This window comes from Phenylobacterium sp. (genome assembly GCF_025934275.1).
In the GTDB taxonomy this organism is placed as follows: domain Bacteria; phylum Pseudomonadota; class Alphaproteobacteria; order Caulobacterales; family Caulobacteraceae; genus Phenylobacterium.
This window is the reverse complement of sequence record NZ_JAICYI010000007.1, coordinates 62,967-73,845: the sequence shown is the minus strand read 5'-3', so window position 1 is coordinate 73,845 and position 10,879 is coordinate 62,967. Positions and strand designations below refer to the sequence as shown.

The window sequence follows — 10,879 nt, the reverse complement described above, 5'->3', positions numbered from 1 at the left end:
TTTGCATGGTTCAAGAAATTTGCACTGAATCTTTGGTGATCCCCGGCGCTCGTGTTCTACTTATGTTCATGGACGCAGGTTGCGACATCGACGCGGGGCTTGAGCGGCTGTTCGAAGCCGGCATCGAGCTCGCGCTGCAGATCCAGGCTGACGCCATGGCCGCCGAGTGCGCCGATGAGCGCGCCCGGCTCGCCATCGCCTTCCACCGCGTCTCGCGCAGCGTCCGCCAGACCGCCGCGCTGAAGATGAAGCTCGTCCGCGACGCCGCGCTCGCCGACCGCCAAGTCGCCGCCGAGGCCGAAGCCCGTCACGACAAGCGCCTAGCCCAGCGCAAGGCCGCCGTTTCGGCGGTGATCGAACGCGCCATCGAAACCGAAGTCGACGAGGATGAGCAGTCCGACGCCTGCGAGGACCTCTCTGTCCGCCTCGAGACCGAAGCCCTCGACGAAGGCTTCCTCGACGAGCCCCTCGACCGGCAGATCGAGCGCATCTGCGAGGCCTTGCAGCTCCCAGTTCCTCCCCCAGCGCGCAGCGCGGACAGCGGGAGGTGGTCTGAAGGACCGGAGCGGGATTCCTCCGCCGAGCAGAGCATTCCGAGCGGAAACGCCTTCGGGACAGCTCCCCCTGAGGGGGAGCAACTGGAGTTCGACGCGGCCCCGCCGCCCGACCCGCGGCCGTCGGGCTGACAATCCGTCCGGCTCCGCTCGACGGCGCCCGTCGCCGGGCCTAGATCACCGCCCATGGGCGAACCGTTCTGGCGCCGCAAGCGTCTCGACCAGATGACCGCCGCGGAGTGGGAAAGCCTCTGCGACGGCTGCGGCCTGTGCTGCCTGGTGCGCTTCGAGGAGGAGGACTCCGGCCAGGTCGTGCCGACCCGCGTGCACTGCAAGCTCTATGACGCCGAGGCCTGCCGCTGCAGCGACTACGCCGACCGCCGCCGCCACGTGCCCGATTGCGTCAAGCTCACGCCCGGCAACATCGAGGCCCTGCCCTGGATGCCGAAGAGCTGCGCCTACCGCCGGCTCGCGGAGGGCCGCGACCTCGCCTCATGGCATCCGCTGGTCTCCGGCGACCCCGAGAGCGTGCATCGCGCCGGCGTCTCCGTGCGCGGCCAGACCGTGAGCGAACGTGCCCTCTCGGACCCCGAAGACGCCCTCGACTTCGCCGCCCCCGATCTCATCGGCGAGCGCGGCCGGGATTAGGCGGGCTGTTCGGAGGCGCGCTTGTCCCCCGCCCACGGACCGAACCTGTTGGCGGCGCGTTGGCTGGGCCAGAATCCGATCAGCAGCAGGGCGACGATGTTGAGGAATTCGCTCACTCCAGCCTCGAGATCGGCCGTCGCCTCATCCGGCGCATATCGCGCCAGCAGTCCGCAGATGATCGCGATCGCGACCAGCAACAACAGCCACCAGCCGCTGCGTCCGATGTCGTGCAGGCGACGGATGGCGTTGATGACGTTTACCGCGCTCACCAGCAGGAAGAACGGAAAGATGCCGAGCGTGAGCGCCTGGTTGTCGAAGGTGATCACCAGCAGCCGCAAGAGGGCCGAGGTGATCGCGTAGCAGAAGACGACGACCCAGAATCGTCCGCGCGTGTTGCGGCCGCGCGGCGAGATCACCTCCCGCCAAGGAATGTCCTGCCCCAGTCCCACGCCGCCCCTCCTGACCAGGCGAGGCTAGAACATTGGCAGAACTTCGGTCAAGCTCGGGCCTGGCATGGCGTCGGGGAGTCGCTGTGGCCAGAATGCAACACACGCTCTTGCGTGCAACCGCCGCCGGACCAATCTAGAAAGTCCCAGGACTTAGACAGCGTAACCCCGAGGTCCCCGACTTGGCGCGCGACCCCTATCAGGAGCTGGGCGTCTCCCGTACGGCCAGCGCGGACGAGATCCGCAAGGCGTTCCGCAAGCTCGCCAAGCAGAACCATCCGGACGCCAATCCTGGCAACAAGGAGGCCGAGGAGCGCTTCAAGCAGGTCAGCGCCGCCTTCGACATCGTTGGCGACGCCGACAAGCGCAAGAAGTTCGACGCCGGCGAGATCGACGCCGACGGGCGCGAGACCATGCGAGGCTTCGGCGGCGGCCGCGGGCCGTGGGGTCCGCCCCCGGGCGGCGCGGCGCACGACAACGGCTTCGGCCGCGGCGGCTATCGCGAGAGCTACGAGGGCGTCGACCTCGGCGACATCCTGGGCGAGATGTTCGGCGGCCGCGGCGCCGGGCGTGGCGGCGGTTTCGGCGGCTTCTCGCAGCGCGGCGCCGACGTGCGCGCCAGGCTCGACATCGATCTCGAGGAGGCGATCAGGGGCGCCAAGAAGCGGATCGGCTTCTCCGACGGCCGCACTATCGACGTCACCATCCCGAAGGGCGCCCAGGATGGCCAGACGCTGCGGCTGAAAGGCCAGGGCGCGGCCGGCCGCGCCGGCCCCGGCGACGCCTTCATCGAGCTCGCGATCGTCCCGCACCCCATCTATCGGCGCGAGGGCGAGGTGCTGGTCATGGACCTTCCGGTCACGGTCTACGACGCCGTGCTCGGCGGCAAGGTGCAGGCGCCGACCCCCGATGGTCCGGTGACGCTCACCGTCCCGAAGGGGACCAACTCCGGCGCCAAGCTCAGGCTCAAGGGTCGCGGGCTGTCCGACGCCCAGGGCCGCCGCGGCGACCTCTTCGCCCGGCTGGTGGTCACCTTGCCCGACGACCCGGATCCGGAGCTGGAGGCGTTCGCCCAGGCCTGGAGGGCTCGCCGGCCCTATGCGCCGAGGCGGCGTTCGTGAGCCGCCCCTCAACGCCCCATTCAGGCGGGGTTCAGTCCCACGGCCTAGAATGGCGCGTATGAAGTCCTGGCCCGCACTCGCCGTGCTGCTCCTGGCCGCGGCCGCCCCGATCGCGGCTTCGGCCCAGGACGACGGCCGCCCCGTGCTCGGCGCCGGACGCTCCGACCAGGACCAGGCCCGCGCCGCGGTCCGCGCCGGACGTCAGGCGCCGCTGTCGCGGGTGCTGGCGATGATCGCAGCGCGCACCCCCGGCCGGCATCTCAACACCACCATGGGCGACTCGGGCGGCAAGCCCGCCTATTTCGTCCAGTGGCAGATGCCGAACGGCCGGGTGAAGGTCTTCGTCGTCGACGCCGAGACCGGCGCCATGATCGGCGAACAGGGCGGCTAGGCCGAACGAGGGAAGGACGCAGCCGTGCGCATCCTGTTGGTTGAAGACGATCCAGACCTGTCCCGGCAGCTGAAGCAGGCGCTCTCCGACGCCGGCTACGCGGTCGACCACGCCCCCGACGGCGAGGAGGCCCAGTTCCTCGGCGAGACAGAGCCCTATGACGCCATCATACTCGATCTCGGCCTGCCGAAGGTGGATGGCGTCTCGGTGCTGGAGCGCTGGCGGCGCGACAACATGGCGACGCCGGTGCTGATCCTCACCGCCCGCGGCGCCTGGAGCGAGAAGGTGGCGGGTTTCGACGCCGGCGCCGACGACTACCTCACCAAGCCGTTCCACACCGAGGAGCTGCTGGCGAGGCTTCGCGCGCTTTTGCGCCGCTCCGCCGGCCACGCCGCCCCCCACCTCGCCTGCGGCGGCCTGCGCCTCGATCCGCGCGCCGCCCGGGCCAGCGTCAACGGCGAGCCGCTGCGGCTCACCTCACTCGAGTACCGGCTGCTGCATTACCTGATGATGCACCAGGGCCGGGTGATCAGCCGCACGGAGCTCGTGGAGCACCTCTACGACCAGGACTTCGACCGCGACTCCAACACCATCGAGGTGTTCATCGGTCGCGTGCGCAAGAAGATCGGGGCGGAGCGCATCGAGACGGTCCGCGGCCTCGGCTACCGCCTGACTTGCCCGGAGGAGGAGTTGGGCGACGCTGGGAAGCCCTGACGATGCGCCTGTGAACCGCCAGGCGGCGCGACGCCCATCGCTCGCCCGGCGGCTGGTGCTGCTTGCGCTGGGCTGGAGCCTGGCGGCGCTCGTCGTCTCCGCGGCGCTGTTCGCAGTGCTCTTCCAGCAGGCGGCGCTGCGTCGGTTCGACATGGGCCTGTCGGACCTGATCGACAATCTGACGGCCGGGACGACAGTGGATCAGGGCCAGGTGATCGCTCCGGCGCTCACCGACGAGCGGGCGCTGCGGGCCTACTCGGGCCGCTACTGGGAGATCGCCGAGCTCGCGCCGGCCGGCAAGGTCCACGCCGACGTCCGCTCGCGCTCCTTATGGGATTCCGAGCTGCATCCGCCGGCCGACCTGGCGAAGCGGTTTGCGGCCAACCCGGGGCAGCCGGTCACCTTCAACACCCGCGGACCGCTCGGCGAGCCTCTGCGCGCCATGGCCTCCAACCGCACCGTGTTCGGCCGGCCGGTGATCTTCCTCGCCGCCGAGGACCGCTCGCCGATCGATTCCGACGTCCGGGCCTTCGTCGCCTGGACCGCCGCCGCCTTCGCGCTGCTGGGCGCCGGGCTCATCGCCGCGGTGGTCATACAGGTGCGCGTGGGTCTGCGGCCGCTGTTCGAACTGCAGCGCGAGGTGGCCGCGGTGCGGCGCGGCGCGGCGGACCGCGTCGCCGGCGCCTATCCGACCGAGCTCACCCCGCTCGCCGAGGAGCTCAACGCCCTGATGGCGCACAACCAGGAGGTCGTGGAGCGCCAGCGCACTCACGTCGGCAACCTGGCGCACGCCCTGAAGACGCCGATCTCGGTGATGATCACCGAATCCGCCCAGCGGCCCGGACCGCTCGCCGAGGTGGTGACCCGCCAGGCCGACGTCATGCGCCGCCAGGTCGACCACCATCTGCGCCGCGCCCGCGCCGCCGCCCGCACGCAGGGCCAGGGGGAACGCACCTCGGTGGCCGAGGTGGTGGACGAGCTCGCCCGCACTCTCGAGCGAATCTTCCAGGAGAAGGGCGTCGTCATCGATTGGGACGCCGACGAGGACCTCTATTTCCTGGGCGAGCGGCAGGATCTGCTGGAGATGATCGGCAACGCCATGGAGAACGCCGGCAAGTGGTGCAAGGGCAAGGTCAAGGTCCGCGCGGCCGCGCTCGGGCGCGAACGCCTGCGCCTCACCGTCGAGGACGACGGCCCGGGCCTTCCGCCCGACCAGCGCGAGGAAGTGTTGCGCCGCGGCGCCCGGCTCGACGAGAACGCGCCAGGGTCGGGATTGGGGCTTTCGATCATCGACGAGCTCGCCCGCGCCTACCGTGGCGCGCTGCAGCTCGACGACTCGCCGCTGGGCGGTCTCAAGCTGGTCGTCGACCTGCCGCGATCGGCGGCGTAACGCCGTTGTTAGTTTTCGGAAAACCTTAACCGCCGCTGGCGCATGCTGGCCGGTCAGCGGACTTTTGTCCGCCGCGGAGCCCGGCATGGCCCTCTCGGAGCAGAAGATCGAGATCGTCCGCCAGCTGGTGGCGGCCGCGCCCGACCGGGTCGTGGGCGGCCTGCAGATCGCGCTGGCGGAGACTGCGGAGGACTCCGCGCTCGCCGGCGTGCGCCGCCTCGTGGAGACGGAGGCGCAGGACCGGAGGCTTCGCAACGCCGTGCTGCAGCCGATCGCGCCGCTCTGCACGGGCGACGGCAAGGACCCCAGCCATCTCGTCTTTCCGGGCCGCGCTCTGGCGCTCGTCTGGCGCGGCCTGAAGGCGACAGCCCCCGACGCGATCGCCGAGGCGGCCGCGGCGTTCACGGACGAGCGTCCGGGCGAGGGCTCGAACGATCCGTTCGACATGCTGGCGGCGCTTGCGGCGAGCGCGGTGCGCGCCCGTCAGCCGCGGGAGTTCGCGCTGGTCGCCGAGGCCTGCGAGGAGGCTCGGCCCGGCGGCGCCGCCCTGCTGGCCGACTGCCTCGACATCGCCCCTGTGGTCCGCGAGGCGATCCCCAAGCTCGTCGACTGGACCGCCCACGCCGGCGAGGAGACCACGGCTTCGGCGCGCCTCGCCTACAAGGACGCCGTCGCCATCGCTGACGACGCCGGCCCGCGCTTCTTCGAGATGCTCGCCGCCCAGCTGCCGTATCCGTGGATGGTGCTCCGCGTCATCTCGGCGGTGATGGACAAGCCCACCGAGCGCTACCTCGCCGACTCGGAGATGGCGTATTTCGGCGAACGCGTGATGCGCGACATCGAGGCCAGCCTGAAGGCGCTTTCGGGGCTCGATCCGGACGCCGGGCCCGACGCCGGCCGCGCAGCCGGCAAGCGGGTGGAGCTGATCACCTTCCAGGTCAGCGAGATGGAGACGTGCGTCGATCTTTCCCGCGATCACGGCTGGGGGCACGAGCTCGTCAAGCAGAAGAAGGCCTTGGCCGGCGTGGTGGAGAGCCATCTGCGGGCCGCCGAGAAGCTCGCCGCGGCGGCGCTGCCCATGCAGACCGTGCGGATCGCCCGGATGCGCAAGACCGAGCCCAAGCTCAACGCCATGCCGGACCCGATCGCGATCCGCCGCGCGCTCACCCTGCTCACCTTCAGCCAGGAGGTGCGCGCCAGCGCCAACTACGGCGGGTTCGGCGCCGCCCGCAACAAGATGCTCGAGGCGCTGGGCGACATGCTCGACAACTATGTCGAGGAGGTGCTCGACCATATCCGGACCGGCGACGTGCCGGACGAAGAGGTCGCCTACGCCTTTCTGGAAGTCGCCGCCGAAATCAGCCTGCTGGTCCGCGACGAACGCGCCGCCGAACTGGTGCGCCGCCGGGCGGCCGCCGCCCGCCACGACGATTCCGCCGCGGCCTCCGATTCCGACGCCGCATGACGCACTCGCGCCGGTGAGGTCTTTCCGCTAAACGGCGCCCATGATCCTGTTCTGGGTTGCGGCCGGCGTGCTCTCGGCCGCCGCAGCCTTCCTCATCCTGGGCCGCGCCGCCAAGGCCGCCGCATCTGGCGAGGCCGCCGATCCCACTCCCGTCCTCTACCGCCGCCAGCTCGCCGAGATCGACGAGCTCGCGCAGCGCGGCCTGATCGGCGAGGCCGAACGCAAGACCGCCCACGCCGAGGCCGCGCGCCGGCTGCTGGCCGCCGCCGATACGCCGCAGCCGGCGTGGTCCGCCGATCGCGCCGCCCGCCGCGCGGTGCTGGCGGCCGTGATCCTGGCGCCTCTGCTGGCGCTCGGCGTCTATGTGGGCCTGGGCTCGCCGGGCATGCCGGACCAGCCGTTCGCCAAGCGCATGCGGAGTTGGCTCGCGTCCAGTCCGGCGACCCTCAATCCGCCGGAGCTCGCCGCGGTCCTGAAGAAGCTCACGGCCGAGCGGCCGAACGACCCGGAAGGCTTCCGCTACCTCGCGCTCGCCGAGGGCGCCTCGCAGAACCCGGCGGAAGCTGTCCGCGCGCTGCGCCACGCGATCGCCCTCGCCCCCGACCGCGCGGATCTCTGGGAGATGCTCGGAGAAGCCCTGGTCGTCGAAGCCGGCGGCCAGCTCACGGATGAGGCGAAGAACGCCTTCCAGGAGACGCTGAAGCGCGATCCGCATGCGGTGGTTGCGCGCTTCCAGTTGGCGCGGGCGCGCATCGAGTCCGGCGACAAGGCGGGCGGGCTCGCCGAGTGGCGCAGCCTCGTGGGCGAGCTTCCCGCCGGCGACCCGCGTCGCGAGGCGCTGACGCAGGCGATCGCCGAGGAGGAGGGCAAGCCGGCGGCCGCGCCGCCGCAGTTCTCGGCCGGCCAGATGAGCGCCATCCGCGGCATGGTCGCGGGCCTGGCGCAGAAGCTGAAAACCAATCCGGATGACCCCGACGGATGGGTCAGGCTGGTGCGCGCCTACTCGGTGCTCGGGGAGACCCGTGCGCGCGACGCCGCCCTGAAAGAGGCTAAGACGCGGTATAGGACGCGGCCCGACATCCTGGAGTCGCTGGACGCCGCCGCCAGGGCGGAGCCGATGAAATGAGCCTGTTGCCGAAGTCCCCGAAAGCCCGCCGCCGCCTGAGCCTGATCGCGGCCATCGCCCCGGTGCTCGCGCTGGCGGTGGGGCTCACGCTCTGGGGCCTGCGCGGCTCGATCTCGTTCTTCTACACGCCCTCTCAGGCTGCGGCGGCCAAGCCGGCGCCGGGCCGCTCAGTCCAACTCGGCGGGCTTGTGCAACCGGGCTCGGTGCGCAAGCGATCGGACGGCGAGGTGGACTTCACCGTCGCCGACCAGACGATGGCCGACAAGGTCGTCTTCCGTGGCGACCTGCCGGACCTGTTCCGCGAAGGGCAGGGGATCGTCGCCGTGGGCGCCTTCCGTCCCGACGGGATCTTCGAGGCCAAGACGGTGCTCGCCAAGCACGACGAGCGCTACATGCCCAAGCAGCTCGCGGACCAGCTGAAAAAGCAGGGCGAGTGGCGGGGCGACGGCGCGACGCCGGCCTACGAGAAGCCGTGATGGCCGAGTTCGGCGCCTTCGCCCTGATCCTCGGCCTCGCGCTCTCCATCGCTCAGCTGGGGCTGTCGGCCGGCGCGCGTGTCCGCCGCTCGACCGTGCTCGCCGCGGCCGGGGAGGGGGCGGCCTTCGCCGCCTTCCTGGCCACGGCGGTCGCCTTCGGCCTGCTCATGCACGCGTTCGTGGTCTCGGATTTCTCGGTCGCCAATGTCGCGGCCAACTCCCACACCGAGAAGCCGCTGCTCTACAAGGTGGCCGGAACCTGGGGCAGCCACGAAGGCTCCATGCTGCTCTGGGACTTCGCGCTCACGGCCTATGGCGCGGCGATGGCCCTCTTCGGACGCAACCTGCCGCGCGGACTGAAGGCGACGGCGGTCGCCGTGCAGGGTGGCCTGGGCTCGGTTTTCCTCGCCTACACGGTGTTCGCGTCCAACCCGTTCGTGCGGCTCGTCAACCCTCCCGTCGAGGGCCGCTCGCTGAACCCGCTGCTGCAGGACCCGGCGCTGGCGGTCCATCCGCCATTCCTCTACTCGGGCTACGTCGGCATGAGCGTGGTCTTCTCGCTCGCCGTGGCGGCCCTGATCGAAGGGCGCGTGGACGCCGCCTGGGCGAGGTGGGTGCGGCCCTGGGCGCTCGCCGCCTGGAGCCTGCTCACCATCGGGATCACGCTCGGCTCCTTCTGGGCCTATTACGAGCTGGGCTGGGGCGGCTGGTGGTTCTGGGATCCGGTCGAGAACGCGAGCTTCATGCCCTGGCTGGTGGCCACCGCCCTGCTGCATTCCGCCGTGGTGACCGAAAAACGCGGGGCGCTCCCCGGTTGGACGGTGTTCCTGGGTCTGGCGGCCTTCACTTTCTCCATGCTGGGCGCCTTCCTGGTGCGCTCGGGCGTACTGACCTCGGTCCACGCCTTCGCCGTGGATCCGAAGCGGGGCGTCCTGTTGCTGATCATCCTGGGCGTGACAGCCGGCCTCGGCTTCGCCCTCTTCGCCTGGCGCGCACCCGGCCTGAGCCAGGGCGGCGTCTTCGCTCCGGTGAGCCGCGAGAGCGCGCTGGTGCTCAACAACATCCTGCTGGCCGCCGCCACCGCGACCGTGCTGCTCGGCACGCTCTATCCGCTGATCCGCGAAGCCATGACGGGCGAGGCGATCTCGGTCGGCCCCCCCTACTTCAACCTGACCTTCATGCCGCTGATGGCCGCCTTGGCGCTGCTGCTGCCGACCGGACCGCTGCTCGCCTGGAAGCGCGGCGACGCCCTGGGGGTGAGCCAAAGACTCTGGATCGCCGCTCTGGTCGCGCTCGCCGCCGGCCTGGCGGTCTACGCGATGGAGGATCCGCGCAAGGCGTTCGGAGCCCTGGGCCTGGCGCTCGGCGCCTGGCTGATCGCCGGCGCGATCGCCGAACTCGTCGAGCGCACGCGGGCTTTCCGCGCGCCCGCGCTGGAGAGCTGGCGCAGGCTCGTGAGCCTGCCGCGCGGCGCCTGGGGTATGACGCTCGCGCATCTGGGACTCGGCGTCTTCGTCCTGGGCGCCACCTTCGAAACCACCTGGCGCGCCGAGGCGGCCGAGACGCTGCCGATCGGCGGCGCGCTGAACGTCGGCGCCTACCACCTGGTGCTGAAGGACGTGGGCCCGATCGAGGGCAAGAACTACGACGCGGAGCGGGCGATCGTGGCGGCGACCCGCGACGGCCATCCGGTGTGCGTGGGCGAGCCGGAACGGCGGCTGTATCTGGCCGGCGGCCAGACGACCTCCGAGGTGGCCATCTGCAACCGCGGGTTCAGCCACCTCTACATCGTGCTCGGCGAGCGGCGGGACAGCGCGAGCGGGCCGGTTTGGCTGATCCGCGCCTACTGGAATCCGCTCGCGAGCCTGATTTTCCTGGGTCCCGTGATCATGGCGCTTGGCGGGGCGATCTCGCTCTCGGACCGGCGGCTGCGGATCGGCGTGCCCCGCCGGCGGGAGCAGCCGGCGTGAGGGTCCGGGCGTCGCTTGCGGCCCTGGCCGGCGTGCTCTGCATCGCCGCCGCCTCGGATCCGTCGGAACGCCTGCCGAACCCGGCGCAGGAGGCGCGCGCCCGGACGATCTTCAAGGACGTGCGCTGTCTGGTCTGTCAGAATGAGTCGATCGATGACTCCCAGGCCGAGCTCGCGCACGATCTGCGCCAGATCGTCAGGCAGCAGGTGAAGGCCGGCAAGAGCGACGTCGAGATCAAGCAGTTCCTGACCGACCGCTACGGCCAGTTCGTGCTGCTCAGGCCCTCGTTCGACGCGGGCAATCTGGCGCTCTGGGCCGGGCCGTTCCTGGTGGTCGGCCTGGGCGTTGTGCTGCTTCTCGGGCGACTGAGGAACCGTCAGCCCGAGGACGAGCTTTCGGAAGCCGAGCGCGCGCGATTGCAGCGGCTATCGCAGGACGGCCGGACCTGACATCTTTGCGCCTAAGAACCGACGGAAAGCCGAGGGCAGGGTGACCTAACCGTAACTTGAGAGCCATTGCGCTCTCGTGCATCGAACCTAGGTTTTGTGTGGCGCGCAGGCCTCCCCGCCAGGCGCGCC

Annotated in this window: 12 protein-coding genes; 11 read left to right on the top strand and 1 reads right to left on the bottom strand. The window is 70.8% G+C overall.

What is annotated here, in order from left to right; translation table 11 throughout:
* The first annotated feature begins 68 nt into the window (after window positions 1–68).
* Both Q0W60_RS03470 and Q0W60_RS03465 read left to right on the top strand, forming a co-directional pair.
* Window positions 69–686, top strand: a complete 618-nt coding sequence (locus Q0W60_RS03470) for a hypothetical protein (RefSeq protein WP_297692602.1) — start codon at window positions 69–71, stop codon at window positions 684–686.
* Between the two features lie 54 nt (window positions 687–740).
* Entirely contained in the window at window positions 741–1,202 is a 462-nt protein-coding gene (locus Q0W60_RS03465; protein ID WP_297692600.1) for a YcgN family cysteine cluster protein, read from the top strand.
* On the opposite strand, the gene Q0W60_RS03460 is transcribed toward Q0W60_RS03465, so the two are convergent.
* On the bottom strand, window positions 1,199–1,651 hold the full coding sequence (locus tag Q0W60_RS03460; RefSeq protein WP_297692598.1) for a DUF805 domain-containing protein: 453 nt from the start codon (window positions 1,649–1,651) through the stop codon (window positions 1,199–1,201). The genes Q0W60_RS03465 and Q0W60_RS03460 overlap by 4 nt on opposite strands.
* A gap of 179 nt (window positions 1,652–1,830) precedes the next feature.
* Between Q0W60_RS03460 and Q0W60_RS03455 the strand changes: the two genes are divergently transcribed.
* From Q0W60_RS03455 to Q0W60_RS03415, 9 genes are all read left to right on the top strand, one after another.
* Window positions 1,831–2,769 (top strand): J domain-containing protein, encoded by a 939-nt coding sequence (locus Q0W60_RS03455; RefSeq protein WP_297692596.1) that lies wholly within the window; start codon window positions 1,831–1,833, stop codon window positions 2,767–2,769.
* Window positions 2,770–2,827: 58 nt separating this feature from the next.
* The gene (locus Q0W60_RS03450; RefSeq protein ID WP_297692594.1) at window positions 2,828–3,160 is read left to right on the top strand and encodes a hypothetical protein; all 333 of its coding nucleotides are present in this window, start codon (window positions 2,828–2,830) and stop codon (window positions 3,158–3,160) included.
* 24 nt (window positions 3,161–3,184) lie between these two features.
* Window positions 3,185–3,874, top strand: coding sequence for a response regulator transcription factor (locus Q0W60_RS03445; RefSeq protein WP_297692592.1), 690 nt, complete (start codon window positions 3,185–3,187; stop codon window positions 3,872–3,874).
* Between the two features lie 10 nt (window positions 3,875–3,884).
* Window positions 3,885–5,264, top strand: coding sequence for a sensor histidine kinase (locus Q0W60_RS03440; RefSeq protein WP_297692590.1), 1,380 nt, complete (start codon window positions 3,885–3,887; stop codon window positions 5,262–5,264).
* 85 nt (window positions 5,265–5,349) lie between these two features.
* The gene (locus tag Q0W60_RS03435; RefSeq protein WP_297692588.1) at window positions 5,350–6,729 is read left to right on the top strand and encodes a hypothetical protein; all 1,380 of its coding nucleotides are present in this window, start codon (window positions 5,350–5,352) and stop codon (window positions 6,727–6,729) included.
* Between the two features lie 40 nt (window positions 6,730–6,769).
* Window positions 6,770–7,855, top strand: a complete 1,086-nt coding sequence (gene ccmI, locus Q0W60_RS03430; protein WP_297692586.1) for a c-type cytochrome biogenesis protein CcmI — start codon at window positions 6,770–6,772, stop codon at window positions 7,853–7,855.
* Window positions 7,852–8,331, top strand: coding sequence for a cytochrome c maturation protein CcmE (gene ccmE / locus Q0W60_RS03425; protein ID WP_297692584.1), 480 nt, complete (start codon window positions 7,852–7,854; stop codon window positions 8,329–8,331). The genes ccmI and ccmE overlap by 4 nt, the downstream gene beginning before the upstream one ends.
* Window positions 8,328–10,301: a heme lyase CcmF/NrfE family subunit gene (locus tag Q0W60_RS03420; protein WP_297692582.1), complete on the top strand. Its 1,974-nt coding sequence runs from the start codon at window positions 8,328–8,330 to the stop codon at window positions 10,299–10,301. Before ccmE ends, Q0W60_RS03420 begins: the two co-directional genes overlap by 4 nt.
* Window positions 10,298–10,750 carry a cytochrome c-type biogenesis protein gene (locus Q0W60_RS03415; protein WP_297692580.1) on the top strand — a complete coding sequence of 151 codons (453 nt, stop codon included), beginning with the start codon at window positions 10,298–10,300 and terminating at the stop codon, window positions 10,748–10,750. Before Q0W60_RS03420 ends, Q0W60_RS03415 begins: the two co-directional genes overlap by 4 nt.
* Window positions 10,751–10,879: the final 129 nt, after the last annotated feature.

Excerpts from the sequence above, each read along its gene's own strand:
- Q0W60_RS03470 (WP_297692602.1), top strand. The coding sequence starts at position 69 with ATGGACGCAGGTTGCGACATCGACGCGGGGCTTGAGCGGCTGTTCGAA.
- Q0W60_RS03465 (WP_297692600.1), top strand. The coding sequence starts at position 741 with ATGGGCGAACCGTTCTGGCGCCGCAAGCGTCTCGACCAGATGACCGCC.
- Q0W60_RS03450 (WP_297692594.1), top strand. The coding sequence starts at position 2,828 with ATGAAGTCCTGGCCCGCACTCGCCGTGCTGCTCCTGGCCGCGGCCGCC.
- Q0W60_RS03435 (WP_297692588.1), top strand. The coding sequence starts at position 5,350 with ATGGCCCTCTCGGAGCAGAAGATCGAGATCGTCCGCCAGCTGGTGGCG.
- ccmE (WP_297692584.1), top strand. The coding sequence starts at position 7,852 with ATGAGCCTGTTGCCGAAGTCCCCGAAAGCCCGCCGCCGCCTGAGCCTG.
- ccmI (WP_297692586.1), top strand. The coding sequence starts at position 6,770 with ATGATCCTGTTCTGGGTTGCGGCCGGCGTGCTCTCGGCCGCCGCAGCC.